This is a genomic window from Actinoplanes subtropicus (genome assembly GCF_000721705.1).
Lineage (GTDB): Bacteria > Actinomycetota > Actinomycetes > Mycobacteriales > Micromonosporaceae > Actinoplanes > Actinoplanes subtropicus.
This window is the reverse complement of record NZ_JOJL01000004.1, coordinates 519616-546345: the sequence shown is the minus strand read 5'-3', so window position 1 is coordinate 546345 and position 26730 is coordinate 519616. Positions and strand designations below refer to the sequence as shown.

The 26730-nt window shown below is 71.1% G+C and carries 31 protein-coding genes; 12 read left to right on the top strand and 19 right to left on the bottom strand.

The window, feature by feature from the left end:
- Positions 1 to 131: 131 nt before the first annotated feature.
- Together IH26_RS0108350 and IH26_RS0108345 are read right to left on the bottom strand one after the other, a co-directional pair.
- Positions 132 to 761 (bottom strand): DedA family protein, encoded by a 630-nt coding sequence (locus tag IH26_RS0108350; protein ID WP_034214246.1) that lies wholly within the window; start codon positions 759 to 761, stop codon positions 132 to 134.
- A 65-nt stretch (positions 762 to 826) separates the two neighbouring features.
- Positions 827 to 1432: an arginase family protein gene (locus IH26_RS0108345; RefSeq protein WP_281179706.1), complete on the bottom strand. Its 606-nt coding sequence runs from the start codon at positions 1430 to 1432 to the stop codon at positions 827 to 829.
- On the opposite strand from IH26_RS0108345, the gene IH26_RS0108340 reads away from it, so the two are divergent.
- Positions 1376 to 2788 (top strand): purine-cytosine permease family protein, encoded by a 1413-nt coding sequence (locus IH26_RS0108340; RefSeq protein WP_084598718.1) that lies wholly within the window; start codon positions 1376 to 1378, stop codon positions 2786 to 2788. The two genes, IH26_RS0108345 and IH26_RS0108340, sit on opposite strands and share 57 nt — an antisense overlap.
- A gap of 5 nt (positions 2789 to 2793) precedes the next feature.
- Positions 2794 to 3372 carry a mycothiol transferase gene (locus tag IH26_RS0108335; RefSeq protein ID WP_030435540.1) on the top strand — a complete coding sequence of 193 codons (579 nt, stop codon included), beginning with the start codon at positions 2794 to 2796 and terminating at the stop codon, positions 3370 to 3372.
- On the opposite strand, the gene IH26_RS0108330 is transcribed toward IH26_RS0108335, so the two are convergent.
- From IH26_RS0108330 to IH26_RS0108310, 5 genes are all read right to left on the bottom strand, one after another.
- Positions 3357 to 4127 (bottom strand): class I SAM-dependent methyltransferase, encoded by a 771-nt coding sequence (locus tag IH26_RS0108330; RefSeq protein WP_030435539.1) that lies wholly within the window; start codon positions 4125 to 4127, stop codon positions 3357 to 3359. The two genes, IH26_RS0108335 and IH26_RS0108330, sit on opposite strands and share 16 nt — an antisense overlap.
- Positions 4128 to 4136: 9 nt before the next feature.
- Positions 4137 to 5402, bottom strand: a complete 1266-nt coding sequence (locus IH26_RS0108325) for a glycosyltransferase (protein WP_030435538.1) — start codon at positions 5400 to 5402, stop codon at positions 4137 to 4139.
- A 27-nt stretch (positions 5403 to 5429) separates the two neighbouring features.
- Entirely contained in the window at positions 5430 to 7616 is a 2187-nt protein-coding gene (locus tag IH26_RS0108320; protein WP_211268611.1) for a GH92 family glycosyl hydrolase, read from the bottom strand.
- A 64-nt stretch (positions 7617 to 7680) separates the two neighbouring features.
- The gene (locus IH26_RS0108315) at positions 7681 to 8049 is read right to left on the bottom strand and encodes a hypothetical protein (protein ID WP_030435536.1); all 369 of its coding nucleotides are present in this window, start codon (positions 8047 to 8049) and stop codon (positions 7681 to 7683) included.
- 72 nt (positions 8050 to 8121) lie between these two features.
- The gene (locus tag IH26_RS0108310) at positions 8122 to 9186 is read right to left on the bottom strand and encodes an AfsR/SARP family transcriptional regulator (RefSeq protein WP_084598716.1); all 1065 of its coding nucleotides are present in this window, start codon (positions 9184 to 9186) and stop codon (positions 8122 to 8124) included.
- Between the two features lie 239 nt (positions 9187 to 9425).
- On the opposite strand from IH26_RS0108310, the gene IH26_RS0108305 reads away from it, so the two are divergent.
- The 5 genes from IH26_RS0108305 (at position 9426) to IH26_RS0108285 (ending at position 12400) form a co-directional block, all read left to right on the top strand.
- Entirely contained in the window at positions 9426 to 9677 is a 252-nt protein-coding gene (locus tag IH26_RS0108305; RefSeq protein WP_157437107.1) for a hypothetical protein, read from the top strand.
- A complete protein-coding gene (locus IH26_RS0108300) occupies positions 9677 to 10660 on the top strand; it encodes a hypothetical protein (RefSeq protein ID WP_030435533.1) in 984 nt (327 codons plus the stop codon). Before IH26_RS0108305 ends, IH26_RS0108300 begins: the two co-directional genes overlap by 1 nt.
- 1 nt (position 10661) lies before the next feature.
- Positions 10662 to 11177 carry a hypothetical protein gene (locus IH26_RS0108295; protein ID WP_030435532.1) on the top strand — a complete coding sequence of 172 codons (516 nt, stop codon included), beginning with the start codon at positions 10662 to 10664 and terminating at the stop codon, positions 11175 to 11177.
- A gap of 9 nt (positions 11178 to 11186) precedes the next feature.
- Entirely contained in the window at positions 11187 to 11996 is an 810-nt protein-coding gene (locus tag IH26_RS0108290) for a hypothetical protein (protein WP_157437106.1), read from the top strand.
- 71 nt (positions 11997 to 12067) lie between these two features.
- Complete coding sequence (locus IH26_RS0108285) at positions 12068 to 12400, top strand: serine hydrolase (RefSeq protein WP_211268601.1); 333 nt, start codon at positions 12068 to 12070, stop codon at positions 12398 to 12400.
- A gap of 321 nt (positions 12401 to 12721) precedes the next feature.
- Here the strand turns inward: IH26_RS0108285 and IH26_RS53305 are convergent, their stop codons facing one another.
- The 11 genes from IH26_RS53305 to IH26_RS0108230 all read right to left on the bottom strand — a co-directional run bounded on the left by IH26_RS53305 (position 12722) and on the right by IH26_RS0108230 (position 21473).
- Entirely contained in the window at positions 12722 to 13021 is a 300-nt protein-coding gene (locus tag IH26_RS53305) for an SAM-dependent methyltransferase (protein WP_030435529.1), read from the bottom strand.
- Between the two features lie 14 nt (positions 13022 to 13035).
- Positions 13036 to 13146 carry an SAM-dependent methyltransferase gene (locus tag IH26_RS63840; RefSeq protein WP_281179705.1) on the bottom strand — a complete coding sequence of 37 codons (111 nt, stop codon included), beginning with the start codon at positions 13144 to 13146 and terminating at the stop codon, positions 13036 to 13038.
- Between the two features lie 9 nt (positions 13147 to 13155).
- Positions 13156 to 14493: a nitrate/nitrite transporter gene (locus IH26_RS0108270; protein ID WP_030435528.1), complete on the bottom strand. Its 1338-nt coding sequence runs from the start codon at positions 14491 to 14493 to the stop codon at positions 13156 to 13158.
- Position 14494: 1 nt separating this feature from the next.
- Positions 14495 to 14800 (bottom strand): Rieske (2Fe-2S) protein, encoded by a 306-nt coding sequence (locus IH26_RS0108265; RefSeq protein WP_030435527.1) that lies wholly within the window; start codon positions 14798 to 14800, stop codon positions 14495 to 14497.
- Entirely contained in the window at positions 14797 to 17256 is a 2460-nt protein-coding gene (gene nirB / locus IH26_RS0108260; protein ID WP_245665004.1) for a nitrite reductase large subunit NirB, read from the bottom strand. The genes IH26_RS0108265 and nirB overlap by 4 nt, the downstream gene beginning before the upstream one ends.
- Positions 17257 to 17356: 100 nt before the next feature.
- Complete coding sequence (locus tag IH26_RS0108255) at positions 17357 to 18139, bottom strand: phosphotransferase (protein ID WP_030435525.1); 783 nt, start codon at positions 18137 to 18139, stop codon at positions 17357 to 17359.
- Positions 18140 to 18148: 9 nt separating this feature from the next.
- Entirely contained in the window at positions 18149 to 18808 is a 660-nt protein-coding gene (locus IH26_RS0108250; RefSeq protein ID WP_030435524.1) for a sirohydrochlorin chelatase, read from the bottom strand.
- Between the two features lie 50 nt (positions 18809 to 18858).
- Entirely contained in the window at positions 18859 to 19959 is a 1101-nt protein-coding gene (locus IH26_RS0108245) for a uroporphyrinogen-III synthase (protein WP_030435523.1), read from the bottom strand.
- A 119-nt stretch (positions 19960 to 20078) separates the two neighbouring features.
- A complete protein-coding gene (locus tag IH26_RS0108240; protein ID WP_030435522.1) occupies positions 20079 to 20261 on the bottom strand; it encodes a hypothetical protein in 183 nt (60 codons plus the stop codon).
- Positions 20254 to 20448, bottom strand: coding sequence for a hypothetical protein (locus IH26_RS0108235; protein ID WP_030435521.1), 195 nt, complete (start codon positions 20446 to 20448; stop codon positions 20254 to 20256). The genes IH26_RS0108240 and IH26_RS0108235 overlap by 8 nt, the downstream gene beginning before the upstream one ends.
- A gap of 125 nt (positions 20449 to 20573) precedes the next feature.
- Positions 20574 to 21473, bottom strand: coding sequence for an AurF N-oxygenase family protein (locus IH26_RS0108230; protein ID WP_030435520.1), 900 nt, complete (start codon positions 21471 to 21473; stop codon positions 20574 to 20576).
- A 55-nt stretch (positions 21474 to 21528) separates the two neighbouring features.
- On the opposite strand from IH26_RS0108230, the gene IH26_RS0108225 reads away from it, so the two are divergent.
- Together IH26_RS0108225 and IH26_RS0108220 are read left to right on the top strand one after the other, a co-directional pair.
- Positions 21529 to 22200, top strand: a complete 672-nt coding sequence (locus tag IH26_RS0108225; protein ID WP_030435519.1) for a TetR/AcrR family transcriptional regulator — start codon at positions 21529 to 21531, stop codon at positions 22198 to 22200.
- Complete coding sequence (locus tag IH26_RS0108220; RefSeq protein ID WP_030435518.1) at positions 22190 to 22477, top strand: DUF4873 domain-containing protein; 288 nt, start codon at positions 22190 to 22192, stop codon at positions 22475 to 22477. Before IH26_RS0108225 ends, IH26_RS0108220 begins: the two co-directional genes overlap by 11 nt.
- Here IH26_RS0108220 and IH26_RS0108215 read toward each other — a convergent pair.
- Entirely contained in the window at positions 22471 to 23475 is a 1005-nt protein-coding gene (locus tag IH26_RS0108215; RefSeq protein WP_030435517.1) for an AraC family transcriptional regulator, read from the bottom strand. The genes IH26_RS0108220 and IH26_RS0108215 overlap by 7 nt on opposite strands.
- A 70-nt stretch (positions 23476 to 23545) precedes the next feature.
- Between IH26_RS0108215 and IH26_RS0108210 the strand changes: the two genes are divergently transcribed.
- From IH26_RS0108210 to IH26_RS0108200, 3 genes are read left to right on the top strand one after another with little or no spacing between them, the layout of a single operon-like run.
- Positions 23546 to 25009, top strand: coding sequence for a flavin-containing monooxygenase (locus IH26_RS0108210; RefSeq protein ID WP_030435516.1), 1464 nt, complete (start codon positions 23546 to 23548; stop codon positions 25007 to 25009).
- On the top strand, positions 25006 to 25869 hold the full coding sequence (locus tag IH26_RS0108205; RefSeq protein WP_030435515.1) for an SDR family NAD(P)-dependent oxidoreductase: 864 nt from the start codon (positions 25006 to 25008) through the stop codon (positions 25867 to 25869). Before IH26_RS0108210 ends, IH26_RS0108205 begins: the two co-directional genes overlap by 4 nt.
- Positions 25866 to 26705 (top strand): alpha/beta fold hydrolase, encoded by an 840-nt coding sequence (locus tag IH26_RS0108200; RefSeq protein ID WP_030435514.1) that lies wholly within the window; start codon positions 25866 to 25868, stop codon positions 26703 to 26705. The genes IH26_RS0108205 and IH26_RS0108200 overlap by 4 nt, the downstream gene beginning before the upstream one ends.
- The last annotated feature ends 25 nt before the right edge of the window (positions 26706 to 26730 follow it).

Genomic DNA, 26730 nt, shown 5'->3' with positions numbered 1-26730 from the left:
GCGCTCGCCGGCCATCCCCTGCCGGCGAACCTGATCTTCTGGATCGGCGGTCCCGCGTTCCCGGTGACGCTGCTGCTCCTCGCGATCTACCTGCGGGCGAGCCGGCGCCGGTCTGGGCCGGGGCCGTCCGGTCAGCCGATCGGTGACCCGTTCCGCCGGGGTGAATCCGCCGCCGGTTTCTCGGCCCGCCTCTTCCGCCGCCGGTACCAGACGTATCCGGCGAGCGCGAGCACCGCGACCGCGACGGCCAAGGCGACGTACTTGCCGACCGCCGACTCGATGGCCTTGATGTGGTCGCCGGCCAGGTAGCCGCCGGTCGACCAGACTCCCACCCACAGGGCCGCACCCAGCGCGTTCCACATCAGGAACCGGTGGAACGGCATCCCGCTGGTGCCCGCCACGATCCCGTTGAACTGGCGCAGGCCCTCGACGAAGCGGGCGATCACCACGACCTTCGGGCCCTGCCGGTTCATGAAGCCCTCGACCTTGTCGAACCGCTCCGGGGTGAGCCGCACGTACTTGCCGAACCGGTGCACCAGCGGGCGCCCGCCCCGGCGCCCGATGACATACCCGATGCTGTCCCCGGTCACCGCCGCGCCGAAGGCGACCGTGGCGACCAGGAAAATGTTGAAATGCCCGCTCCCCGCGTACGCGGCGCCGGCGATGATCGCCGTCTCCCCCGGCGCCGGGACGCCGAAGCTCTCCACGAACACGATCAGGGCCACCCCGAAGTAGCCGAACTGGTCGATGAGGCCGAGCATGGTTCCACCGTAGGTGCGGGACCGGCCGAACACACCCCATCGCGAGGCGCGTCACGTACCCACGCTCATCGGGGTTTCGCGGCCATCGCGGAGAGCAGCTCGTAGCCGACGTGCGCCGCCGCGATGCCGGTGATCTCCGCGTGGTCGTACGCCGGGGCGACCTCGACGATGTCGGCGCCGACCAGGTGGTGGCCGGCGAGCTGGCGCAGGACGGCCAGCAGCTCGCGGCTGGTCAGGCCGCCGGCCTCGGGGGTGCCGGTGCCGGGCGCGAAGGCCGGGTCGAGGACGTCGATGTCCACCGACACGTAGACCGGGCGCCCGGCCGTCCGGGCCGCGATGCGTTCGGCCACCCCGCGGGCGCCGATGTCGTCCATCTCGGTGGCGTGCACGATCTGGAAGCCCAGCTCGGCGTCGCCGGTGAGGTCGCCGCTGGAGTAGAGCGGGCCGCGGGTGCCGACGTGCAGGCAACCGGCCGGGTCGAGCAGGCCCTCCTCGGCGGCGCGGCGGAACGGGGTGCCGTGCGTGTAGGGCGCGCCGAAGTAGGTGTCCCAGGTGTCGAGATGCGCGTCGAAGTGCACCACCGCGATCGGGCCGTGCCGGCGGTGGAGCCCCGTATGGCCACGCTTATCGAGTCCCGTTCGATCGACTGGGTGCCGGACGAAGAGCGGCACGGCCGCCTCTGGCACCAAGGCCCCCTCTGGTTCCTCGGCAACTTCCAGTACTTCTCCATCCCCATCGGCTTCATCGGCCCGTCGATGGGACTCAGCCTCGGCTGGACCGCGCTGGCCGGCGGGCTCGGCATCGCCCTCGGCACGATCTTCATGGCCTTCCACGCGTCCCAGGGCCCCGCGCTCGGCCTGCCCCAGATGATCCAGTCGCGGGCGCAGTTCGGCTATCGCGGCGTGGTGCTGCCGCTGTTCGCGACGCTCTTCACCTACCTGGCGTTCAACGTGGCCGACCAGGTGCTGCTCGGCGAGGGCCTGAACAGCGCGTTCGGCTGGGACAAGAACCTGGTCGCGGTGGGCGCGGCGGTCGGCGCGGCGGCGCTGGCGATCTTCGGCCACGACGGGGTGCACCGGATCTTCCGGATCCTGCTCTACGTGTCGCTGCCGCTGATGGTCGTGGTCACGATCGGGGTGCTCACCGGCCACGCCGGCGGCGGCCCGTCGACGACGACGTACGGCTTCTCGGGGGTCGCCTTCATGGCGCAACTGTCGGCCGCCGCGGCGTACAACATCACCTACGCGCCGTACGTGTCGGACTACTCGCGCTACCTGCCGGCCGGCACCCGCCCGCGGGACGTGATCGCCTCGGTGTTCTTCGGCGCGGCCGGCGCGGCCATCTGGCTGATCGTGCTCGGCGGCTGGCTCGCGATCCGGCTCGGCGCGACCGACGGCCTGGCCGGGCTGCAGACGGCCGGCAACAACGTGCTGTCCCATCTCGGCGACGCGGTCGCGCTCCTCTCGGCGCTCGCGCTGGCCGCCACCATGGGCATGAACGCGTACGGCGGCATGCTCACCGTGCTGACCGGGATCGACTCGTTCCGCGCGCTGCGCCCGACCCGCGCGGCCCGGGTGCTGACCATCGTGGCGCTGACCGTGCTGTGGTTCGTGATCGGCAAGGCCGTCACCGGCAACGGCGTGAACACCGTCCTGACGTCCCTCACCCTGATGCTCTACCTGCTGGTCCCCTGGACGGCCACGAACCTGGTGGACTTCTTCGTCGTCCGCCGCGGCCACTACAAGATCGGCGACCTGTTCCGCCCCGACGGCGTCTACGGCGCCTGGGGCTGGCGCGGCCTGACCGCGTACGGCATCGGTTTTCTCGCCGAGGTCCCGTTCATGGTCCTGGCCGACGCCTTCACCGGCCCCGGGGCACGCGCCCTCGGCGGTGTCGACGTCGCCTGGATCGTCGGCCTCGCGGTGACCTCGGTGGTGTATTACGCGCTGAGCCGCTCGCTGCACGAAACCGGCGACGACCCGGCGACGACCCCGGACCCCGATCGGAGCGGTGCCGGTCTACGGTGAGCCGCATGACCGTCGACTTCCCGTGGGAGCCGCCGCTGGCGGGCACCGAGGCCGAGCACCTCCTCGGTGCCCTCGACCGGCTGCGCACCACGTTCCGCTACAAGGCCGACGACCTCGGCGCGGCCGGCCTCGGCGCCCGCCTCGGTGTCTCCGCCCTCACCCTCGGCGGCCTGCTCAAACACCTGGCCGCCGTGGAGGACTACTACTCCACCACCAAGCTGCGCGGCCTCCCGATCGGCGAGCCGTGGGAGTCGCTGGGCTGGAAGGGGGACAACGACTGGGAGTTCGCCTCGGCCGCGGACGACCACCCCGAGACCCTGTATTCGCTGTGGGACGGGGCCGTCGACCGGGCCCGCGCCCGCGTCGCCGCCGCGCTGGCCACCGGCGACCTCGGGCAGCCGATCCACGCGGCCGCCGGCGACGGCACCCATGCCAGCCTGCGCCGCCTGCTCTGCGACCTGCTCGAGGAGTACGGGCGGCACACCGGCCACGCCGACCTGCTGCGCGAGGCGGTCGACGGGCGCACCGGCGAGGACCCGCCGGCCGGCTGGCGCCCGAAGTCAGGCAGCTACCGACTCCCCTGAGCCGGCGGCGGCCTCGTTCCGGTGACGACCATCGCGTGGCCGAGCACCTTCGGATGACGTAACGGGAACGGAAGGGCCATCAGGTCGGATAGTGGACGCGGATCGGCGCCCACGAGCGCGGGCAGCGCCGCAGGGTCGGGATAGAAGGAGCGGTCGCCGAAGAGATCGAGGAAGACGAACGTGCCGCCCGGGCGCAGGACGCGCAGCGCCTCGGCGGCCCCGTCGGTCTTGTCGGCGTTCTCCCTGATCTCGTGGAAGGTCATGCAGCTGACCACGGCGTCGAAGGAGGCCGCCGGAAAGGACAGGGCGCTGCCGCTCTGCCGCTCGAACGTGACGCGATCGGCCACGCCCTCGATCCGGGCATTGCGGGCACACTGCTCGGCGGAGTACTCCCAGTCGGCGGCCCACGAGTCCACGCCGACCACCGTCACGCCCGGGTGCGCCTGGGCCAGCTTGACCGCGAGGCTGCCGCTGCCGCAGCCGACATCCAGGGCCCGCCCGGCCGGCGGCACGGACAGCGAGGTGACGACCAGCAGGTGGATGCGCCGCTGGAAGTCGCCGCCGCGCGGGCTCAGCCGGTACGCGGTCAGGGTCAGGATCAGCGTGCTGTAGCCGACCACCCCGAGCGGCGCCAGGAACAGCAGGAACCACGGGCTGACCAGCGCGAAGACGCAGCCGGCCAGGCACAGCAGAGTGAGCCCGGCGAACGCGCGCAGCCGGGCCATCCTGATCCACGTCCGGTAGGCCGGAGCCATCCACGGATGTTAACGAGCGGCCGCCTCCCGCGGGAACAGCCCGTCGAACACCGCGGCCCGGTCGAACTCCATCGCCTTCTCGCGGGCCCGCAGCTCGTAGTCGGCCCGCTGGGCGGCCGACATCTCGAGCACGACCCGGTCGAGCGCCTCGGCAAGCCCGTTGATGTCGCCCGGCTCGACGATCACCGCGGCCTTGCCGACCGCCTCGCCGGTGCCGCCGGTCAGCGTGGTGACGATCGGGCCGCCGCCGGCCAGCATCTTCTCGGCCAGGGCGATGCCGAACGTCTCGACGAAGTCCGGCTCCGGCTTGGTGGGCAGCGCGTACGCGGCGCACCCGGCCATCAGCAGCGGCTTCTCCTCGTCGTCGACGTCGGTGAGGAAGACGATCCGGTCGTCCTCCTTGGCCATCGCCTGGACGTGCTCGAGGGCCGGGCCGGTGCCCGCGACGACCAGCTTCACGTTCTCCCGGCACTGCATCTGCCCGTACGCGATGACCAGGTCGTAGATGCCCTTGGCCCGGGCCACCCGGGACAGGAACAGGATGTAGCCGTCGCGTTCGAGCCCGCGGCGGGCCAACGCCTCCTCGACGGATTCATCGGATTTGCTCAGGAAGGCCGACGAGTCGATCGGCGGGTAACTGACCCGTACCCGCTTCCGGCACTGGTCGGCGAACGTGGTGTGGCAGTGCGCATCGACTTCGAGGGCCGACGCGATGATCTCGTCGCGGGTGTACTCGGAGACCGCGACCACCTCGTCGTTGGCCAGGAACGTGGTGAACAGGACCGTGGCGGCGCCGAACCGGCCCTCCCGCAGGCAGGAGCGGATCACGTTGGTGACGTCCGAGCCGACCGCCTTGGCGATCGTGTGGACCTGCGGGTCGAAGCCGGCCGCCCGGGCCGCGTTCACCGCGTCGACCACCACGGTGGTGTGCGGGACCAGGTACATCGACAGGCAGACGGTCGGCACCGGCTCGGCCAGCAACTCGACCAGCCGGCCGGTGAGCCCGGCCAGGTGGCGCCCGTCCGGCACCCGGTAGTCGCCGACCGCCTCGGGGCGTTCGACCGTGATCCCGGGGCTGTACGGCAGCAGCCGGTCGAGCGGCTTCAGCGGCAGGCCGGCCGCCTCCAGCGTCGGTATCGGCCAGGTGAGCAGCCGGACGTCGTCGAAGCCGCGGGTCAGCGCGACCTCGGCCAGATTGCGGGCCTCACCGGAGTGGCCGCAGATCACCGGGTCGGCCCGGACGACGATCACCAAGCGGCGGCTGGGGTGATTCATGGCTGGTTCCTCGGGGGGTGCAGGGACTCAGGACAGGGACGGGGGACGGATCCCGCTTCCCCAGGTACTGGGCTCGTGGCCCAGCCGCAGATGCAGCCGGCCGCCGCGGTACAGGTCGGCGGCGGACAGGTGGGTGGCGTGCAGCGGCTCGCCGTTGAGCGTGGCCGACTGCACATACTGCGGCCGCGGGTCGTGGTCGATACCGTCCACGCCGATCGGGGTCTCCGAGTGGCCGCTGGTCTCGATCACGAACTCGCTGTCGCCGGCCTGGACCACGGCCCGTTCGAAGGCCGGCGCGTTGATCAGGAAGAGGTGCTGGCCGGCCACCGGGAACAGGCCCAGCGACGCCCAGACGTACCAGGAGCTCAGGCCGCCGGAGTCGTCGTTGCCCGGCAGGCCGCCGGGGCCGGTGCCGAACTGCCAGGTCAGCGCCGATTGGACGACCTCGGCCGTACGGTCGGGGCGGCCCGCGTAGTGGTAGGCCCAGGGCGCCTCCATGTCCGGCTCGTTGTTCAGGCCCTCGAACCGGTTGAGCGCGTAGCCGCTGGCCATCTCGGTCGGCGCCGGGCAGCGGCCGGGCTGCTTGACCGGGTCGGCCCCGTAGCCGAAGAAGCGGTCGAGGATGGCGATGAACGCGTCGTCGCCGCCGGCCAGCGCGATCCGGCCGGCCATGTCGTGGATCAGGCGGAACGAGTAGTTCCACTTGCCGCCCTCGTAGAACTCGCTGTCCCGGAGCAGGCCGGTGGCCGGGTCGAAGGCGTTGACCCACTGGCGGCCGCGGCGCTCGAGGTCGTCGGCGAGGCGGCGGTCGTTCAGGGCGCGGGCCACCTGGGCGGTGCAGTGATGGGCGTACGCCAGATCGAGGGTGTGCGTGATCGGATGGACCAGCCCGTGCTCGAAGAAGTCCTCGCCGTACATCCGGCGCAGGTCGTCGGCCATGTGCACGAGCGCCCAGGACCAGTCCAGGCCGGGCCGGGCGATCGCGTGCGCGTCCGCGAGCGCGGTGTGCGCCAGGGCGCTGGCCTGCCGGAAGAACCGGTCGGCGCCGCGGGCCATCCGGTAGCCGATCGGGAAGTTGCCCTCCTCCTCGCAGACCCGGATGAGCGACTCGAGCAGCCCGGTGAAGCCGTCCGGGGCGATCGCGGCGAGCAGCGGCAACTGGGTCTTGTAGATGTCCCACATCGTGCAGACGTCAAAGGCGTACGGGCCGGAGTCGGGCCAGAACGGGCTCTCGTCGTCGGCGACGCACGGCTTGATCAGCGAGTGGTACAGCGCCGTGCCGAACACCCGGCGGCGGGCCCTCGTACCGCCCTCGACCTGCACCTTGTCGACGTGCTCGCGCCAGCGCGCCCGGGTGCGGGAGCGGACCACGTTGAAGGCCGGCGCCTCCGGGCCGCACTCGCGCTCCAGATTCTGCTTCGCCTGCTCGCAGCCACGCAGCGAGAACCCCATCCGCAGCTCGACCACCTGGCCGGCCCGGGCCGAGCCCATGAAGAGCATGCCGAACGGGCGCAGCGTGGTGTGCCGGATGCTGTCGAAGTCGAGCCGGGTGCCGCCCTCGATCAGCCGCCGGTCGTACCAGAGCATCTGCCGCCAGCCCGGGGTGTCCGCCTCGAGGTAGACCGACAGCGGCACGCCCTCCATCACGACGGTGCCCTGCGCCCGGCCGTGGCCCATGCTCTCCACCTGCGCGCGCAGCGGCACGGTGCGGCCGAGGTCGATGGCCAGCCCGCCGATGGACAGGTCGAGCACCACCCGGGCGGAGCGGTGCTCGGGGAACGTGTACCGATGCACCGCGACCTTGGCGCCGACGGTGATCTCGCAGCGCACCCCGGTGTCGAGCGTGGCGGCGTAGTAACCGGCCTCGGCCACCTCGTTCTGCAGCGCCCACGACTCGCCCAGCGAGTCGAGCGGCTGCACCATCGGCGTCACCCGGACGTAGTTGTAGTACTTGCGGATCGCCCCGGTGCCGGACTGCTGGAAGTGGGTGAAGCCGGAGGCCTGCAGCCGGTCGAACATCTCCTCCGGCACGCCCTCGGTGTTCTTGGCGTAGCGCCCGTAGCCGGTCGGGTAGGCCCCCGAGTAGGCGCAGGCGCTCACCATCCCCAGCGGCGAGGTGGCGCCGGGGTGCGTGTTGCCGACTTGCGGTTTCGGCCACCACCAACTGGCGGCCAGACCGTGCGCGCGGGGCAGGTCGGTCGCTGCGGTGCCGATGAACGGGTCTATGTCGTCGAGGATGGCGGCACTCTACCTACGAATGACCCCGTCGCGGTTTCCGTCAGGTGAACGGATAGTTGATCTTGACGTGGGCGCCCCGGGGCCGGCGTCCGCACAGATCAAACCCATCTTGCGGTACGGGTGGGGCCGGCGCCCGCATTGCCACGAAGGTTGACACGGCTGGGCCGCCGGTCACGAACGTGACGGCGAAGACGTGCCGGCTGCCGTGGATCCGCAGGCCGTCGCCGGTGGGGGTCCAGACGCAGCGGCCGGCCTCGACGCTCAGCCGCATCAGGGTCGCCACGACGCCGGTCCCGACCTCCCAGACGGCCACCGTGCCGCGCCAGCCTCGGCGGCGCTCCGCCCAGGTGTTGTACGACCGATGACCTCTGATCCGCAGAGGCGGGCGCGGACCGGTAGCCATCGTCATCTGACCCCTGCACCATCCTGACGGGTGTTGCCGGCCCCGCACGGAAAAGTCGGCATCGACGCCGTCCGGCTATCAGAGCACGAGCGTGCGGTCGCCAAGGGCAGCGTGAACGACCTCGATGAGCTTGCTGGCCCGCTCGAACTCGCGCTGGTCATGGCCGTCGCGTGACAGCGCACGGGCGGCGTGGAAACAGGCGAGCGCACGATCGAGGTCGCCGCCGCGCCGATGCCGCTCGCCGAGGTCGATGAGCACGTCCACGTGCGCGGCGGAGACCCGGCCGATGGAGTCCAGCAGGTTCCGGCGAGGATCCTCGTGTGTCGCCGGCGCGGGAGGCGGCAGCACGGGCAGGCCGGCGAGGATGGCGCGGTGCACCGCGCCGAGCATCTGACTGGGCTCCATCCCGATGTCGCGGACGAGCCGATGGCGCAGCGCACGGAACACCTCGGCCGCCTCGGAACTGCGCCCGCACCGATGCAGGGCCACCATGAGCAGCCCCGCGCTGCGTTCGCGGAGCGGGTGTTCGGCGACCATCGCCCGCAAGGGACCGATCGTTCGTGACTCACAGCCTAGGCGCAGATCGGCGTCGAAGCGGTCCTCGAGGGCTGCCAGCCGCTCCTCCTCCAGCACCGGCGCCAGCTCGTCGCGCATCCGCCGCGAGCCGAGGTCAGCCAACGCCGGCCCGCGCCACAGGCCCAGCGCCTCGTCGAGCAGGCCACGTCTCAAGGCCGGCGCCGGTTGGGCCTGTGCCTGCCGTACGAGGCGGTGGAACCGGTGGAGGTCCACCTCGTCGGAGGGACAATCCAGGCGGTACCCGTCATGCTCCGTGCGCAGGACCGCCCACGGTGCGGCGCCGAGGAGGCGGCGCAGCCGGGAGACATAGCCCTGGACGGCCTTGCGGGCGGTGGCCGGTGCGGGCGCGCCCCAAACCAGTTCGACCAACCGTTCGGTCGGGACGGTCCGGCCCACCTCGATGAGCAGGACGCCCAGCACTGCCCGCTGGCGCGGCTCGCCGAGACCGGCCGCTCGGCCCGGTGACCAGAGTGCGAGCGGCCCGAGTACGCCGAAGGTGAGCGACCTGGTCGCCGCCCCCACTGTTTCCCCGGCCCCGGTGCGGTCGCCCGCGTCCGTCGTACCCACCCGGCCAGCCTAGGGCGTCGCGGTAAGGATCGGGTAAAGGCTCGTTGCCGCCGCCGTGCCCGCGTGGTCCCCTGTCCACTCGAAAGCGTGCGACCGATGCGCCGTCAGCAGGAGGAAGTTGAGTGTCGATCTCGAGTGCATCGCTCGGTGCGGATCTCGCGGATCTCTACGACGCGGGTCACTACAAACTGCCACAGGTTGCGGCGGAATTCCGGCAAGCCGGCAGATCCCTCAACTCCTTGCCCGTCATCACGGGTCTGCTCCGCCGCGATCCCGAGCTGGGCGGGGCCTCCGGCACCGCGGCGTCCCCGTTCGAGCAGCTGTGCGACTCGATCGTCGACATCCTCCTCGCTACCGCGGACAACATGGACGACACCGGCGCCGCGCTGGTGATGGGTGCGAACGAGTACGCGAAGACCGACCAAGACGCCGCCGCGATGTACAAGGAACTTCGGGGCCGGCTGGACGCCGCGAACGGCAGGACGGACTGATGGGATCGAGCTACGAACAGCTTCCGCAGACCGCCGAGAAGCTGCGGCAAGCCGCGATCGCCGCCGATCTGCACAGCCACGGCTACAAGTACCGGAACGGGAAGATCGAGAAGGGCAGCGCCTCCACTGACGAGCAAATTCAGGAGGTTCTCGGCGAGGCCGTGGCCAAGTACGCCCATGTGCCACATATGTTCGTCCCGTACTTCGGCATGCCTGATCCGGCCGCCCTGACCTCGTACGGCGACACGGTCCGCGGGGTGGCGCAGCGGCTGAACTATGGCCAAAGCGACATCGAGAAACACGGGATCACGGCGAACCCGCAGCTCGGCGCGATCGACGAGGTCTTCGGCCTGGTCAAGGACTGGTACGGCGAGGCCGCCATCGAGTTCAGGAAGAACTTCCTGGACAAGTGGAAACCGATCAGCTCGAACCAGTTCCAGCTGGCCGTCGCGCTCATGTGCGCGGCTCAGGCCGAGAGCGCGATCTGGAAGAACGCGCGGGAGAACGTCACGAAGATCGCGGACAACGCGGTGAGCGCGATGGACGCGCTGACCCACCACCACCTCTGCGGCAACGGCGACGGAAAGCTGGGGTTCAACCTGACCGTCCTCAGCTCGATCGGCGCCATCGCGGCCGCCTCCCTCGCGGAGGTGGGATCCTTCGGGACGGCGACGCCGCTCGCGATCGCGATCGTCGCGGAAGTCGCGTCGTCGGCCGGCGCGTATCCGTACAAGCAGCCGGAGCAAGGCGGCCTCAGCGGCGGCAATCCCTCGGAGGTCCTCAAGAACGTGCAGAACGCGCTGGACAAGCTGAAGCGGGACATCCTCGAGGGTGAGAGCCACATCAAAGAGGCGATGGACTCGAACGTGGTGCTCATCCGGGCGAACTCCGACCTGGTCATCGCGCGCCGGCCGCAACTGGCAAACGCCACCGCCAGGACCATCCGCGACCCCAGACTCGGCCTGGGAATGGCGGCGGACTGACATGGGCGAGCTCGCCGACAGGATCGACACCATGCGGGTCCGCGCCTCCACACTCGGAGACGGGATCACCGCCGAACTGCGCGACGGCAGCGAGCTGTCGATCTCCTTCCGGGAGGGCTACTACCGGCTGTTCGACTACGAAGCCGACATGGAGCGCCAGCTCGAGGCTCTGGCCGCCCACTTGTGGGTGGCCCGCGGCCGCGAGGTGCGGCGAATCTTCACCGACGTCACCGATGAGGAATTCGTTCCCGGGGACCCGCCGTCCGACGAACGCGACTTGGCGTGGCAAGCAGAACGCGAGGAGTTGGTGGCGACCGGATCGTCGTCCGACGGGCGGATCACCGTACGTGTCGTCGGCTTCCGCGACTGGCAGGCCTCGATCCGGCCCGGAACGCTGCGGGCGCTCGACGAGCACCGGTTCGCCGAGGCCGTGGCCGAGGCGGCCGGCGAACTGATCCGCGACCTGTTCGACAAGCTCACCGCGTTGTCGAGCAAGTATTACGGCGATCAAGAATAGCGGGGAACTGTGCGCAGGACCCTCATGTGGGCCACGCTGGGCGTGCTTACGCTGCCGATCGCGATCGCTGCCTGCGATCGGGGCACCGATGACGCCGAGCCGTGCAAGCTGGCCACGCCACCGTCCGCCGTGGCCCATCCGGACCCGTCCGGTGTCACCGTCACCGAGCAGGGTTGGAGCACCGTACGGACCGACGGCAACCACTATCTGGGGGTGAGCATCGGCCTGATGCTGAAGAACACCACCGACCGGGTCGCGTACCACACCCGCGTGGCCTTCCAGGCCCTTGGCGCCTCCGGCGCTTCCGTCGTCCTGGAAAGCCAGGCCAAATACCAGGTGGTCGAGGTGCCGATCCTGCTGCCCGGCGCCACCATCGCCGTCGGCAACACGCTGATCGCCGGCGAGGAGTCGGCCACCGATCGGATCTCCGTCACCCCGGCCGTCACCTCCTGGCTGCCCACCGGCGGCCCGGACAACGGCCTCGCACCGGTCACCGCCACCATCGACGCGCGGGCGAGCAAGCGTAGCGACGACGGGGCCGCCGCCGTCACCATGACGGTGCACAGCGGAAACTGCGACCAGCTCTTCACCCGCGGCACCGCCTACGTCTGGCGGGACTCCACCGGCAAGATCGTGGGAGGCCAGATCGGGGCCGGCGCCGACTGCGCCAAGAGCGGCGCCAACCTCGGACCGGTCACCTTCCACCTCGACGAAGGAAGAGTTCCGGCGATCGTCGACATGACAAGAACCACCGTCTCGCCATACTGCGATCTGTCGAACCGTCCTTCCGGCGCGACATCCGCGGAACCGTTCAACTAATTCCGTAGTCGCCCTCGCAACGCCCGCGCCTCGCGACTCCGGCTGCCGGAAACGCCCGCTCGGGCATACTCGTGAACCATGGGTTCGAGGAGGAATGGCGCGGCGTGGCGGACGCCGATCGGGTGCCCGCCATCGGTGTCGCGGGCGGCGGACCGGGCGGTGACTTCTGGAGCGCCGGCGACGACCTGCTGTTCCCCGCTTGCTCGATCAGCAAGCACGTCGCCGCGTTCGGCACCCTGCGGCTGGTCGCCGACGCGACGATCGACCTCGACACCGATGTCAACGCGTACCTCTCGTCCTGGCAGTTGCCGGACAACGGCACGGTGACCGTACGTCAGGTGCTGGCCCACACCGCCGGACTGACCAAGAGAAGCGATCGGGCACGATCACGAATTCCTCGATGACTGCCTTGATCGCCTTGCGCCCCGCCACCAGCGAGTCAAGCTCGTCATCATCCTCCGTCGCGGACAGCCGGGCCTGGATCTTGCGGAGCCTGGCCTGCGACTCGTCCAACTCGTGCGCGTTGCCCGCCACGCGCTGAAACGCGAGAATGTCTGTCGTGTCGCTGGCGAACATGCCCGTGATGACGTCGATGATCGGTTGCGCGTCGATCCCCTTGAACTCGCCGCAGGCAAGGCGCTGCTTCGCGTGACCACCACACCGCAGCTTCGGCGTACGCGGTTTCCGGACGCGCGGCTCGCCCGTGCGCGAGTTCGTGGCCGGGGTCAGACCAGCCTGAAGGAACAGCTTCCCCGCGCAGGCCGGGCACTCCAGAATCCCGGAGATCCAGTTGGCCGGCCAGGCGGCGCGACGGTCTGCACCACCTCGTGCAGATGGGGCGCGGTCGGCAGGCCGGCGCCGATGTCGAGAAACTGCCGGATGCCCAGCTCCTGCGCGATGAAGCGGGCCTGGCGGGCCAGGTAGTTACGGTTCGCCCGCATCGAGACGGCCGGGTGCGGCCAGTCGACGGTGATCGCCGCCGCGGCCGTACGGTCGGCCTCGAACCATCCGACCGCCCCGCCCACCACCCTAAAACGGACTAAAGGCCGAGTTCCTTGCCGCCCAGCAGGTAGTCGTAGATGCGGGCGGAGTGCGGAACGTTCGTGTTCAGCTCGATCGGGGACACGCGCTGAACAGTAGCGTCCCGCACTCCGCCGGATCACACCTGCCCGGCCGTGCGGGCGCCGGGCCGCAGGTAGACCGCCCAGGTCACCAGCACGCAGAGCGCGTAGAAGGCGATGAACCCGACGTACGCCGCGTCCGCGCTCTTGGTCTCCAGGAAGGACTGCCGGAAGGCCAGGTTGACCAGCACCCCGCCGAGCGCGCCGATCGCGCCGGCGATGCCGATCACCGCGCCGGACAGTCGCCGGGCCCGGGGCTCGTCGTCCGGGTGTCCCGCCTTGAAGATCGCCGGGATCATCTTGTACGTCGAGCCGTTGCCGACGCCGCTGAGCACGAACAACGCCACGAACCCGACGATGTACAGCGGCAGCGACTTCTGCTGAGCGGCCAGCAGGACGACCGCGGCGCCAGCCGCCATCGCGATGAAGTTCACGAAGGTCACCTTCGCGCCACCCAGCCGGTCGGCCAGCGCCCCGCCGACCGGCCGGATCAGCGACCCGAGCAGCGGCCCGAGGAAGGTCAGGTAGGCGGCCTTGACCGGGGTGCCGAACTCGGCGTGGAACTGCACCTGCAGCACCTGGCCGAAGGCGAACCCGAAGCCGATGAACGAGCCGAACGTGCCGATGTAGAGCAGCGACATGATCCAGGTGTGCGGCTCGCGGGTGGCGTCCCGCATCGCCCGCTTCTCGCTGCGTACCTGGGAAAGGTTGTCCATGTAGAACGTGGCGCACAGGGCGGCCACGACGATCAGCGGGATGTAGATGCCGGCCACGATGCCCGGGTGGCCGGCGCCGAAGGTGGCGAGCACGAACAGGCCGACCAGTTGCACGGCGGCGACGCCGAGGTTACCGCCGCCGGCGTTGATGCCGAGCGCCCAGCCCTTGAGCCGGTTCGGGTAGAACGCGTTGATGTTGGTCATCGAGGAGGCGAAGTTGCCGCCGCCGACGCCGGCCACCGCGGCCAGGATGATCAGGGTGGTGTAGGAGACGCCCGGCTTGATCAGGAAGGCCGCGAGCACCGCCGGGACCAGCAGGAGCGAGGCGCTGAAGACGGTCCAGTTGCGGCCGCCGAAACGGGCCACCGCGAAGCTGTACGGGATCCGCAGCGCCGCGCCCACGAGCGTCGGCACGGCGGTCAGCATGAACTTGCCGGCCGGGTCGATGCCGTACGCGGGGCCGAGGAAGAGCACCAGCACCGACCACAGCGACCAGACCGAGAAGCCGATGTGCTCCGAAAAGATCGAAAAAATCAGGTTCCGCCGGGCGATCCGGGCGCCTACGGAGGCCCAGAATCCCTGGTCCTCCGGCCGCCAGTCGTCGATCCAATGTCCGCGGACGGTGACCGCCGGGCGGGCGATGGGCAGTGTAGCTGTCATGTCACATCTCCAGGATGAGTTGATCGTCGTCGACACGGACGGGATAGACAGACACCGCGTCCTGACCGCTGAGCGAACAGCCGGTGGCGAGGTCCCAGGCGTACAGGTGGAGGGGGCAGACGACCTGTTTCAGGTCGACCTGTCCGTCCGCGAGTGGGCCGCCCTTGTGCGGGCACACGGCGGAGAGCGCCCGGATCGAGCCGTCGCGGAGCCGGAACACGGCGATCATCTCGCCGTCGACCGCATAGGTGCGGCCTTCCCCGAGGGGGATGTCGTGGATCGAGCCGATCATGTGCAGCGTCTTCATGCCCGCACCGGAACCTGGGGCAGCACAGTCAGCGGCAGCGAGGTGCGGAACTGTCCGGGGGTCACCGGCTCGGCACGTTCCTTCCAGGGGTCCCGGTAGGCGGCGACGGCGGCGTCCATCCGGGCATCCAGGCCGGCGGCGATGCCCTCGGCGTCGTCCACCACGACCGCGCGGATCTTCTCGATGCCGACCCGCGGCACCCAGGCGTAGGTGCGCTCCAGCCAGTTCCCGTTCTCCCGGTAGTACTGCAGGAACCGCCCGGTCAGCTTGACGACCTCTTCGGGACTGTCCACCGTCGCGAGCAGGTCACCCTTGCGGACGTGGGCGCCGGCCGCACCGCCGACGTAGATCTCCCATTTGCCGCCGTCAATAGCGACAACACCGAGATCCTTGACGTACGCCTCGGCGCAGTTGCGCGGGCAACCGGTGACCGCGAGCTTCATCTTGCCGGGCCCCTCGATTCCCTGATAGCGCTCCTCGATCGCTATCCCGAGAGCGGTGGAATCGCCGACCCCGAAGCGGCAGAAGTCCGATCCGACGCACGTCTTCACGGTCCGGAAGCTCTTCGCGTACGCGTATCCGGACGGCATGTCGAGATCGGCCCAGACCTGCGGCAGCTTCTCCTTCGGAATGCCGAGCAGGTCGATCCGCTGGCCGCCGGTCAGCTTCACCATCGGCACGCCGTGCCGCTCGGCCACCTCGGCGATCCGCTTGAGGTCGGCCGGGGTGGTGACGCCGCCCTTCATCTGCGGCACCACCGAGAACGTGCCGTCGCGCTGGATGTTCGCGTGCACCCGGTCGTTGATGAAGCGGGCGTCCCGCTCGTCGACGTACTCGGCGCCCCACATCATCTTGAGCAGCGACGCCAGGCCCATCTTGCTCTTCGCGTCCTCCTCGCCCCCGAGCTTGGCGAACACCGAGGAGACCGACTTGAGCCCGTAGAGCCGGATCGCGTCCATCAGCTCCGGCTTGGGCATCGGCACGCCGGGCACGTAGTACGAGGCAGCCGGGTCCTCCGCGGCCTCGCCGCCGTTGGCCCACTCGACGATCCGCTGCACGAGCGGCTTGCAGGTGCCGCAGCCCTTGCCGGCGCGGGTTTTGTCCATCACCCCGCTGACCGTGGCGCAGCCGTCCTGCACGACGCCGCAAATCGCCTTCTTCGACACCCCGTTGCAGTTGCAGACCTGCTCGTCGTCGGGCATATCGGCGACGCTCTCCTCGGCGGCCGGCCCACCGAGGTCGAACAGCAGCCCGGCCCGGTCGTCGGGGAGCGGCAGCCCGCGGTCGAAGGCCTTCATGAGGAACGCGGCCTTGCGGTTGTCGCCGACCAGGATGGCGCCGACCAGCCGCCCGTCGCGGATGACCGCGCTCTTGTAGACCCCCTTCCTCGGCTCGGCGTACTCGATCAGCTCGTCGTCCTCGTGCTGCGGCTCGAGCAGCCCCATCGACGCGACGTCGACGCCGGCGACCTTGAGCTTCGTGGCGATCTGCGAGCCGTGGTACGCGGCCTGCCGGTTCGCGCCGGTGAGGTGGTCGGCGAGCACCCGGGCCTGGTCCCAGAGCGGGGCGACCAGGCCGTACAGCTCGCCGCGGTGCTGGGCGCACTCGCCGACGACGTAGATGTCCTCCTCGCCCCGGGCGCGCATCTGGTCGTCGACCACGATGCCGCGCTCGACGGCGAGGCCGCTCTCCGCCGCGACCTGGGTGTTCGGCCGGATGCCGGCGGCCACCACCACGACGTCGCACTCGATCAGCCGGCCGTCGGCGAGCTTGACCCCGGTGACCGCGTGCTTGCCGGTGATCTCGGTGGTCATCCCGTTGACGATCACGTCGATGCCGAGCTTCTGCTCCACGGCGGTCTTGAGCGTCGCGCCGGCCCGCTCGTTGAGCTGCCGCTCCATCAGGTGGCCCACGGCGTGCACGAGGGTCACGTGCGGCATGTGGTTCTGCAGGCCGCGGGCGGCCTCGAGGCCGAGCAGGCCGCCGCCGATGACCACCGCGCGCTCGTGCTCCTTGGCGTACCGGATCATCGCGCGGGTGTCGTCGAGCGTGCGGAAGACGAAGACGCCCTGGTGGTAGCCGCGGCCCGGGACGTGCGCGCCCTTGATCGGCGGGACGAAGGCCGAGCTGCCGGTGGCGATCACCAGCTTGTCGTACGGGGTGGCGGTGCCGTCGCCGGCGTACACCACCTTGTTCTTGCGGTCGATCCGGTCGATGCGCACCCCGGCGTGCAGCGTGATGCCGTTGTCGGAATACCAGGAAAGGTCGTTCAGGAAGATCCCGGACTCGTCCTCCACGCCCGCCAGCACATTGGAGAGCATGATCCGGTTGTAGTTGCCGTAAGGCTCGTCCCCGAACATCGTGATGTCGAAGTCGCCGCCCCGGGCGAGGATCTCCTCCACCGTCCGGGCGCCGGCCATGCCGTTCCCAATGACCACCAAGCGTTGTTTGATCACACCGGGAATACTCGCGGGCCATTGTTTTCTGCCCGGACCGTCGCGATTGCGCGAACGTTCGGAAAACCCTACAAGCGACCGTACGCCGTTGTGAGAACCCTCAGCGCTCCGGCGTCACCCAGAACGACTCCGGCAGCGCGGCCACCTCGGCGCCGGACCGTTCCAGGTCGGCCGCCCACGGCAGCAACCGCCGGAAGGTCGGCTCGCCGGTCTCGGCCAGCTTCCGGATCACCGCGACGTTCCGCTCGACCCGCCCGAGGATGGCGTCGCGAACCGCGGCCGGGTCGCCGATGTAGCCGTACGCGTCGAGGAACAGGTGGAACCGCCGGCGGCGGTCGGCCGGGTCGGTGAACCCGACCGGCTCGGCTGTCCCGGCGGTCAGCAGCGGCGTCCAGGTGAGCGCCGAGAAGGCCAGGTCGTCCTCGCGCTCGGACGGTCCGGCGGTGTCCCAGTCGACGAAGCCGACCAGGCCCTCCTCGCCCCAGACCGCGTTCCACGGCGCCGCGTCCAGATGGGCGATGACCAGGCCCGGCCGCCACACCCGCCCGGTGAACCAGACGGCGCCCTCCCCCGGCCGGTACGTCTCGGTCATGTCGTGCATCCGGCGCAGCCACCGGCCGACCTGCCGCAGCGCGCCGTCCGACCGCACCCACTCCGGCCACGGCGACGTCTCCCCCAGCGTCAGCCCCGGCAGGAACGTCAGCCGCTCGCGCCCCTGCTCGTCGAAGCCCCGGGCCAGCGGCGCGCCCGCGAAGCCGGCCGCCTCGAGATGGCGCAGCACCGAGTGCACGCTCGCCGTCCACGGCTCGGCCCGGCGGCGCACCTCGTCGCCCACCCGTACCGCCCCGAAACTGCGCCCGCCCGGCAGCCGCTCTTCGCTCACCCGCCGGTTCTACCGCGATCCGGCCGCCGCGGCGACCGAATAAGCCGCCTCCTCGTACCGGCGCAGCACCAGACCGGCCACCGCCGGGTCCCGGCAGAGCGGCGGCGTCACGAAATCGGCCCCCGCGCGGTGCAGCGTGCGATAGAACAATCCGTCGGCCAGCAGGTAGGCGGCGATCGCGATCCGGCGCGCGCCCCGGCGACGCAGGTCCGCGACGACATCGGCCACTTTGGGGTCACTGCCGGAGGCGTAGGCCACGTGCGCGCCGATCCGGGTGGCCATCTCGTGGACGCTCGCCCGCCACCGCGGGTCGGCCGAGCCGGCGGCGGCCAGGACCACGGCATCGGCGGCCGGCAGGTGCCCGATCAGGCCGTCCAGCAGCACGTCGTCGGGCCCCAGCGGGCCGGCGACCGGGATGCCGGTGCCGCGCACCGCCTCGGCGATGTCCACCCGCACGTGGTACCCGGCCGAGAGCAGCAGCGGCACGACCACCGCCTCGCGGACCCCGGCCACCACCTCGGCGACGTGCGGGCGCTGCACGTCCACGTAGGCCAGGCGCACGTCGAGGCCCGGGCGGCGGCGCGCGACGGCGGCCACCAGGTCGCGGATCTGCCGCTGGCCGGACGCGGACCGGGTGCCGTGGGCGACGGCGAGCAGGGTGGGACTCATGGCGCTGCCTCTTTCTTTGATCGGACCCGGGCAGCGTCGACCGGAGGTGGCTAAACGGGCTCGTCCACGCGCAGGCGGTAGCCGCGCTTGATGACGGTCTCGATGTGCTGGCCGGAGCCGAGCGCGGTGCGCAGCCGGGCCACCGCCACGTCGACCGCATGGCTGTCGTTGCCCCGGGGCAGCGCGGCGATCAGCTGGTCCTTCGAGACGACCGAGCCCGGCCGGGCCGCGAGGGCGCTGAGGATGGCCATGGCGGCCGGGGCGAGCGGGCGGAAGACGTCGTCCAGCAGCACCGCGTGGCCGCGCACCTCCATGGTCTCGCCGGCCACCCGCAGCCGGACCGCTCGCCGGGGCAGCTCGTCGGTGACCGTCTTGATCAGCGCGCCGAGCCGGAACCGCTCGGGCATCACCACCGGCACGGCCCGCTCGGCGAGCGGCGCGGCGGTGACCGGGCCGACGCAGGCGACCAGCGTGCTCGCGCGGAAGTGGTCGAGCACGCCCCCGGCGTCCGGGCCGGCCAGGCTCAGGAACGACCTGACCGCGGGCGCGCTGGTGAAGGTGATCGCGTCGATCTGGCCGGCGGTGATCTGCTCGACCAGGCGGCGGACCGGCGCGGTGTCCGGCGGGGCGATCCAGCGGTAGACCGGCACCTCGACCACGGCGGCGCCGGCGGCCCGCAGCGAGGCGACGAACTCGGTCTGCGGCTCGCCGTGCTCCTGCACCACGATGCGGTGCCCGGCGATGCCCTCGGCCAGCAGCTTCTCCAGGATCTCCTCGGAGGCCTCGGTCTTGGCGGCCCACTCCTCGGTGAGCCCGGCCGCCCGGATCGCGCCGCACGGTTTCGGGCCGCGGGCCAGGATGCGCGCCCCGCCGAGCACCTCGCGCAGCCGGTCGCCCAGCCCCCAGCCCTCGGCGGCCTCGATCCAGCCGCGGAAGCCGAAGCCGGTGGTGGCGACGACCAGGTCGGGGGCGAGCCCGATGCAGGCCTCGGTGGCGGCGCGCAGGGCGTCGTCGTCGGCGAGCGGCACGATGGCGATCGCCGAGGCGGTCACCACCCGGGCCCCGCGACGCTGCAGCAGCGCCGCCATCTCGTCCCGGCGCCGCTCGGCGGTCACCGCGACGGTGAAGCCCGCCAGCACGCCTTCGCTCATCCGCTCCCCATCCCTAGTCCCCGCAAGCGTTGCCAGCTGCGGTTACGGTCTCGTCGAGTGGGGGTTTCCGGAGCGTCAACGCGTATGCACAACCGGACCTCACCGGTTGTGACCCCAGGTTACCCGTCGTCCTCGACGATCCGGCGGACGCCGGCGTGCAGCCGGTAGACCTCCATCCGGCCGTCGATGAAGCCGATCCGGTAATCGCGGCCGAACACCGGGTCGCCGGCCCGCTCGGGGTCGCGCTCGGCGGCGAGACCGTCGGCCCGGCCGGCCTCGTACGCGCGGAACTCGTCATCCATCGAGCTTGTCGCCCATCGCCCGGCGGATCGCGGCGACCAGCGCGTCCTCGAACGCGGCCAGCTGCCCGTCGACGAGCCCGACCCGGTAGTCGGCGCCGGTTCCCGGGTCCTCCGCGTGGGCCGCGTCCGAGCGGCCGGCCTTGCCGTCGGCGTGGCCCTCGCCGTACGCAACGAAGGCGTCGTCCATGCCGTCCTCCCCTCACCTGTGAGGAGCTACTGTCACGCGGAGTGACGGCGTGCGCCCACCGGCCGATCGGCCAAAAGTGGGCGCGCGGGTGTGACGAGCCTCCCGATGATTACCGTGCGTTACCGCTAGGCTGCCGAGAGCAGGCCGGACATCCGCCAGAGCGGTTTGCCCGGGCCGTCCACCAAATCAAGATCATTGAGGTACGCGACCACGCGCTCGCCGGACCAGCGGAGCGTCTCGCGGAAGTGCGGGTTGGCCAGCGCCGCCCGGTGCCCGGCGGCCGGGTCGATGCCCACCGACTGGTACACGTCCGGGTGGATCAGCCGCCGGCCGCAGAGGAGGGCGGCCCGGGCGATGACCAGCTTGTCGAAGGCGAGCCGCCCCTTGCCGGCCGCGCGCACCTGGCGGGCGAGCTCCTCCCGGGCGTACCGGACGTGCCGGGCCTCCTCGACCACGTGGATCCGGCTGACCATCCGGACCAGCGGCTGCACCCGCTCGTCGGCCATCGCCTCGCGCTGCAGCGCGTCCAGGATCTCCTCGCAGATCAGGATGGCCGCGAACATCCGCGGGCCGACCCCGGTGGCGCCGATCCACCGGCCGAGGAACGCGTTGACCGGGTCGGGGCGGTAGACCGGGGTGCCCAGCTTGGCGATCATCCGGCCGAACATCACCGAGTGCCGGCACTCGTCGGCGATCTCGGTCAGCGCGTACTGGGCGTGCGCGGCCGTCGGGTCCTGCTTGTAGTAGCCGCGGATGAGCAGCTGCATGAGGATCGTCTCGAACCAGACGCCGAGCCCCGCGATGCTGGCCACCTCGTGCCGGGTCAGCGTGATCCGCTGCTCCTCGGTCAGCCCGTCCCACAGCGCGGTGCCGTAGAGGCTCGAGCGGTGCGGCGGGACGAAATAAAGGCCGGGCGCGAAGGGCGCCGCCCAGTCGATCTCCACCCCGGGGTCGTACGAGTGTTCGGCTGAGGAGCGCAGGAGGCGGCTGGCGGTTCGTTCGCGTTCGCGGTCCGTGGACGTCATGAGTCCTCCTGTGACCTACTTGACGTTACCTCGGGTAACAGTTACTTCTAGTACTATGAATCCCGGGACCGACGGGCGCAAGGGCCGCTGGGCCGGGCACCGCGAGCAGCGGCGCGCCGAGCTGACCGAGGCGGCCATCGAGGCGATCCGCGAGGCCGGTCCCGAGGTCGCGATGGACGGGATAGCGGCGCGCGCCGGGGTCAGCAAGCCGGTGCTCTACCGCTACTTCGCCGACAAGTCCGAGCTGTGGCTCGCGGTCGGGCAGCGCGCGGCCGAGATGGTCCTCGAGGCCATCGCCCCCGCGGTCGCCCAGGTCCGCGAGGAGCGGGACGTGATCGCGGCGGCGATCGACGCGTACCTGGCGCACATCGAGGCCGACACCAACCTCTACCAGTTCGTGGTGCACCAGCCGGACGTGGCACGCAGCCGGGACGTGGTCGCCGACGTGGTCGACACGGTGGCCAGCGGGCTGGCCCGGATCCTCGGCGACCGGCTGCGGGCCCGTGGGCTCGACTCCGGCGCGGCGCTGCCCTGGGCGTACGGCGTGGTCGGCTACGTGCAGGCGGTCGGCGACTGGTGGCTGCGGCAGCAGCAGCCGATCAGCCGCGAGGCCCTCGGCGAGTACCTGACGACGTTCCTGTGGGGCGGCGTCTCCGGCATCGCGCACGCCGCCGACATCCCCGGCGGTCTGGCCGCCTATCAGGAGGAGACCCGGCATGGACTCTGACGAGGAGTATCGCGGGCCCGCCACCCTACGGGTCGGCGAAGAGGACCTCCCGGTGTCGATCCGGATGTCCGCGCAGTTCGAGCCGGTCGAGGGCCGGTTCCGCTGGGCCGGCCGCACGACGCCGGACGCCTCGCTCTGCGAACGCGTGAGCGCGGGCCTGCGCGAGGCTCACCTGACGATCGGAGAGTCGCCGCGGACCCCGGTCAAGCTCAGCGAGCCCGACCCCTGGGGCGGCATCCGGATCTCCGGCGCGGGCACCCCGCCGTGGTTTCACTGAGAGCGGCGCAGGTCGCGGGGGCTCATGCCATACCAGCGGTGGACCGCCCTCGTCAGGGCCGACTGCTCGGTGAGCCCGACCATCGCGGTGACCTGGCTGAACGGGAGGTCCGTCGTGGTGATGAGGCGGTGCGCGGTCTCCCGGCGTACACCGTCCTGAAGTTGCTCGAAAGTGGTGCCCATCGCGGCGAGCCGGCGCTGCAGCGTGCGCGGATGGGTCTGCAGCCGGCGGGCGATCGCGGCGATGTCGGCCGGCGACGACCCGAGCGACTGGGTGATCAGGCGGCGCACCCGCTCGTCGAGGGGCTGCTCGGGGGCCGGGAAGTGGGCGCGCATGTAGTCCAGGGCCACCTCGCGCAGCACCCGGTTCGCGCCGCCGACCCGGGCCTCGATCAGCGTCGCCGGCACCCGCAGCACGGCGGCCGGCTGCCCGAAGCGGACGTCGGCGCCGAAGAACTCGGTGTAGCGGGCCACCGGCGCGAGTGGACGGTGCGTGAGGTGCACCGACCGCAGTCCGTAACGGCCGCCGGAGAGCAGCACGGTGATCCGGTGCAGCAGGCCGAGGCCGTTGTCGCAGACCTGCGGCGGCAGCGGGTCCATCTCGGTGGAGCCGTAGCGCAGCCCGACCACGCCGGGCCGGCCGGACGGGTCCGCGGTCTGCGCGATGGTGAGCGCCGGCGAGTGCACGAAGAGGAACCGGGTCGCGCAGTCGAGCGCCTCGCCCAGCGTCGCCGAGTTCTCGATCGCGATGGCGAGCGGCCCGAGGATCGCGGTGTCCTGCCGGGCGGCCAGCCGCAGCCCCAGGTCGGGGCAGTCCCGGTCGGCCGCGGCCGCCTCGAGCAGGCGACCGGCCACCATCGACGGGATCACCGCGTCGTCGGTGTCCACCAGCCCCGCGTCCACAGCGTACGCCGCGAACAGCGCCCGCCCGTCGCCTCCAAGATCGTCGATCAAGGAGGGCAGTCCGCGCAGCCCGGCGGCCCGGACCATCGATCCCATGTCGCGAAAGGATAAATGAGTGTCGCGCGCAGGCAAGTCCCCGAGCGGGCCCGGTCACGACACTGGGACCATGGCCGAACATTTCGACGTACTCATCATCGGCGCCGGCCTGTCCGGGATCGGCGCGGCGTGGCGGCTGCAGGAGCAACTGCCCGGCAAGACGTACGCGATCCTCGAGGCCCGGGACGCGATCGGCGGGACGTGGGACCTGTTCCGCTACCCCGGCGTGCGCTCCGACTCGGACATGTTCACCCTCAGCTACCCGTTCCGGCCCTGGCGGGAGCCTGAGTCGATCGCGCCGGGCGACAAGATCCGCCGGTACATCGAGGACACCGCGGCCGACGGCGGGATCCTGCCGCACATCCGCTTCGGCTCCCGCGTCGTCACGGCCAGTTGGGAGTCGGCGACCGCACGCTGGACCGTCGGGCTGGCGGACGGTTCGTCATTGACCTGTTCCTTTTTGTACGGCTGCGCCGGATATTACGACTATGCGACCGGCTATCAGCCCGATTTTCCCGGAATATCGGAGTTTTCGGGGCAGGTGATCCATCCGCAGTTCTGGCCGTCGGATCTGGACTACACCGGCAAGAGGGTCGTGGTGATCGGCAGCGGCGCGACGGCCGTGACGCTGGTGCCGGCGATGGCCGCGGACGCCGCCCAGGTGACCATGCTGCAGCGCTCCCCCACCTACATGACGGTGCTGCCGGAGCGGGACATCATCGCCGACGGGCTGCGCCGCGTCCTCCCCCTGGGCGTCGCCAACCGGCTCACCCGGGCCAAGAACATCGCGCTCACCCAGGGCTTCTACCAGCTCGCGCGGCGACGGCCGCAACGCGTACGGCAAATCCTGCGATCTTTCGCCGTCAAGGCCCTCGACGATCCGGCGTACGTGGACGAGCACTTCAACCCGAAGTACGACCCGTGGGACCAGCGCCTCTGCGTGCTCCCGTCGGGCGACCTCTACACCGCGATCAAGTCCGGCAAGGCCGGCATCGTGACCGACCACATCGACACGTTCGTGCCCGAGGGCATCCGGCTGCGCTCCGGCCGCGTGCTGGAGGCCGACATCGTCGTCTCCGCCACCGGCCTGTCGCTGATCCCGATGGGCGGCGTGCGGGCCACCGTCGACGGCAAGCCGGTCGAGATCGGCGAGTCGGCCGCCTACCGCGGCATCATGCTCGGCGACGTGCCGAACCTGGCGTACTGCATCGGCTACACGAACGCCTCCTGGACGCTGCGCGCCGACCTCTCCCACCGCTACGTCATGCGCCTGCTCAAGCACATGGACCGGCACGGCTACGCGGTGGCCGTCCCGAAGACCCCCGGTGGTCGCGGCCGTCCCCTGCTCGATCTCTCTTCCGGGTACGTGCAGCGCGCGCTCGACAAGTTCCCCCGCCAGGGCGAGCGCGACCCGTGGCTGGTCCGGCAGAACTACCTGCGCGACGTGATCGCCACCCCGCGCGCCGACGTCACCCGCGACATGACCTTCACCCGCCGGCCCGCCCCCGCCCCCTTGGAGGAGATCGCCCGATGACCCCGTATCACTTCGGCGGCCGCACCGCCGTGCTGACCGGCGCGGCCAGCGGCATCGGCGAGCAACTCGCCTACCAGCTGGCCGCCCGCGGCAGCGACCTCGTGCTGGTCGACGTGGACGCCGCCCGGCTCGAGGAGGTGGCCGGCCGGATCGACCGGGTCACCCCCGGCCGGTCGGTGCGGCAACTCGTCGCCGACCTGTCCGACCGCTCGGCGGTGGACGGCGTGGCCACCCAGGTGCTGGCCGAGCACCCGGCGATCGGGCTGCTGGTCAACAACGCCGGGATGGCGCTGGGCGGCCGGTTCGACCAGGTGACCGTCGACGAGTTCGAGAAGGTCATGAACGTCAACTTCCGGGCGCCGTTCCTGCTGACGCACGCGCTGCTGCCGGCGCTCAAGGCCCAGCCGGGGGCGCACCTGGTCAACGTGTCCAGCCTGTTCGGGCTGATCGCGCCGGCCGGGCAGTCCGCGTACTGCGCCAGCAAGTTCGCGCTGCGGGGGCTCAGCCAGGTGCTGCGCGCCGAGCTCGCCGACGACGGCATCGGCGTGACCACCGTGCACCCCGGCGGGATCCGGACCCGGATCGCGGAGAACGCCGTGATCGGCAGCGGCGTCCCGGCCGAGGAGATCGAGCCGAACCAGCGCGTGTTCGACAAGCTCCTCACGTACCCACCGGAGAAGGCCGCCCGGCAGATCCTGGACGCGGTCGCCAAGCGCAAGGCCCGCCTGCTGATCGCCTCGAGCGCGAAACTGCCGGATCTGCTCGCCCGCCTGCTGCCGGTCGGGCACGAGCGGATCGTCAAGGCCGCGACCTCCGCGTCGGTCGCGCGCCGTCGCGCGCCGCAGGGAGTGACGCGATGAACTACGTGACCGTACGGGACGCCCGCATCCGTTTCCACGAGACCGGCGACCCGGACGCCCCGCCGGTGGTCCTGCTGCACGGGATCGGCCGCAGCCTCGAGGACTGGTCGGCCCAGCACGAACTGCTCTCCGCCGGCCACCGGGTGATCGCGATCGACATGCCCGGCTTCGGGCTCAGCCAGCGGCACCCGGAGAGCACCACGCTGGTGTCCCTCTCCGAGGGCGTATGGGCCACGCTGAACGCGCTCGGCGAGACCCGCCCGGTGCACCTGATGGGCAACAGCCTCGGCGGCGCGGTCTCGATGCAGATGCTGGTCGACGATCCGGCCCGGGTGTCCACGCTGACCCTGGTGAACAGCGCCGGCTTCGGCAAGGAGGTGACCTTCGCGCTGCGCATGCTGGCCCTCCCCGGCGTCGGCCGGCAGATGCTCACCCACATCGACCGGCGTACGGCACCACGGGTCGAGCGCACGCTGTTCGCCTCGCGCGCGATGGTCACCCCCGAGCGGATCGCCATGGCCGTCAAGATCGCCCAGCAGCCGGACTTCTGCGCCGTCTACCTGGAGATCGCCCGGGCCCTGGGCGGCCTCCGTGGCGTCGCTCCCGGTTGGCGGTCGGAGCTGCTCCCCCGGGTGGCCCGGCACGGCAAGCCGACCCTGCTGGTGTGGGGCGACCGCGACCACATCCTGCCGGCGGCCCACCTGGCGGCCGCCCGGGCCGCGTTCCCGTCCGCCGAATGGCACCTGTTCGAGCGGACCGGCCACATGCCGCAGATCGAGCGGCCGGCCGAGTTCGCGCAGCTGGTCCGGCCGCTGCTGGCCCAGGTCACGGCTTAGAGGGCGTAGGGTCGTCCTACGATGG

Excerpts from the sequence above, each read along its gene's own strand:
- IH26_RS0108335 (WP_030435540.1), top strand. The coding sequence starts at position 2,794 with ATGACCGTCGACTTCCCGTGGGAGCCGCCGCTGGCGGGCACCGAGGCC.
- IH26_RS0108340 (WP_084598718.1), top strand. The coding sequence starts at position 1,376 with ATGGCCACGCTTATCGAGTCCCGTTCGATCGACTGGGTGCCGGACGAA.
- IH26_RS0108330 (WP_030435539.1), bottom strand. The coding sequence starts at position 4,127 with ATGGCTCCGGCCTACCGGACGTGGATCAGGATGGCCCGGCTGCGCGCG.
- IH26_RS0108250 (WP_030435524.1), bottom strand. The coding sequence starts at position 18,808 with ATGAGTCCCACCCTGCTCGCCGTCGCCCACGGCACCCGGTCCGCGTCC.
- IH26_RS0108300 (WP_030435533.1), top strand. The coding sequence starts at position 9,677 with ATGGGATCGAGCTACGAACAGCTTCCGCAGACCGCCGAGAAGCTGCGG.
- IH26_RS0108265 (WP_030435527.1), bottom strand. The coding sequence starts at position 14,800 with ATGAAGACGCTGCACATGATCGGCTCGATCCACGACATCCCCCTCGGG.
- IH26_RS0108230 (WP_030435520.1), bottom strand. The coding sequence starts at position 21,473 with ATGACGTCCACGGACCGCGAACGCGAACGAACCGCCAGCCGCCTCCTG.
- IH26_RS0108210 (WP_030435516.1), top strand. The coding sequence starts at position 23,546 with ATGGCCGAACATTTCGACGTACTCATCATCGGCGCCGGCCTGTCCGGG.
- IH26_RS0108225 (WP_030435519.1), top strand. The coding sequence starts at position 21,529 with ATGAATCCCGGGACCGACGGGCGCAAGGGCCGCTGGGCCGGGCACCGC.
- IH26_RS0108200 (WP_030435514.1), top strand. The coding sequence starts at position 25,866 with ATGAACTACGTGACCGTACGGGACGCCCGCATCCGTTTCCACGAGACC.
- IH26_RS0108235 (WP_030435521.1), bottom strand. The coding sequence starts at position 20,448 with ATGGACGACGCCTTCGTTGCGTACGGCGAGGGCCACGCCGACGGCAAG.
- IH26_RS0108240 (WP_030435522.1), bottom strand. The coding sequence starts at position 20,261 with ATGGATGACGAGTTCCGCGCGTACGAGGCCGGCCGGGCCGACGGTCTC.
- IH26_RS0108220 (WP_030435518.1), top strand. The coding sequence starts at position 22,190 with ATGGACTCTGACGAGGAGTATCGCGGGCCCGCCACCCTACGGGTCGGC.
- IH26_RS0108245 (WP_030435523.1), bottom strand. The coding sequence starts at position 19,959 with ATGAGCGAAGGCGTGCTGGCGGGCTTCACCGTCGCGGTGACCGCCGAG.
- IH26_RS0108295 (WP_030435532.1), top strand. The coding sequence starts at position 10,662 with ATGGGCGAGCTCGCCGACAGGATCGACACCATGCGGGTCCGCGCCTCC.
- IH26_RS0108315 (WP_030435536.1), bottom strand. The coding sequence starts at position 8,049 with ATGACGATGGCTACCGGTCCGCGCCCGCCTCTGCGGATCAGAGGTCAT.
- IH26_RS0108270 (WP_030435528.1), bottom strand. The coding sequence starts at position 14,493 with ATGACAGCTACACTGCCCATCGCCCGCCCGGCGGTCACCGTCCGCGGA.
- IH26_RS0108215 (WP_030435517.1), bottom strand. The coding sequence starts at position 23,475 with ATGGGATCGATGGTCCGGGCCGCCGGGCTGCGCGGACTGCCCTCCTTG.
- IH26_RS0108325 (WP_030435538.1), bottom strand. The coding sequence starts at position 5,402 with ATGAATCACCCCAGCCGCCGCTTGGTGATCGTCGTCCGGGCCGACCCG.
- IH26_RS0108205 (WP_030435515.1), top strand. The coding sequence starts at position 25,006 with ATGACCCCGTATCACTTCGGCGGCCGCACCGCCGTGCTGACCGGCGCG.
- IH26_RS0108350 (WP_034214246.1), bottom strand. The coding sequence starts at position 761 with ATGCTCGGCCTCATCGACCAGTTCGGCTACTTCGGGGTGGCCCTGATC.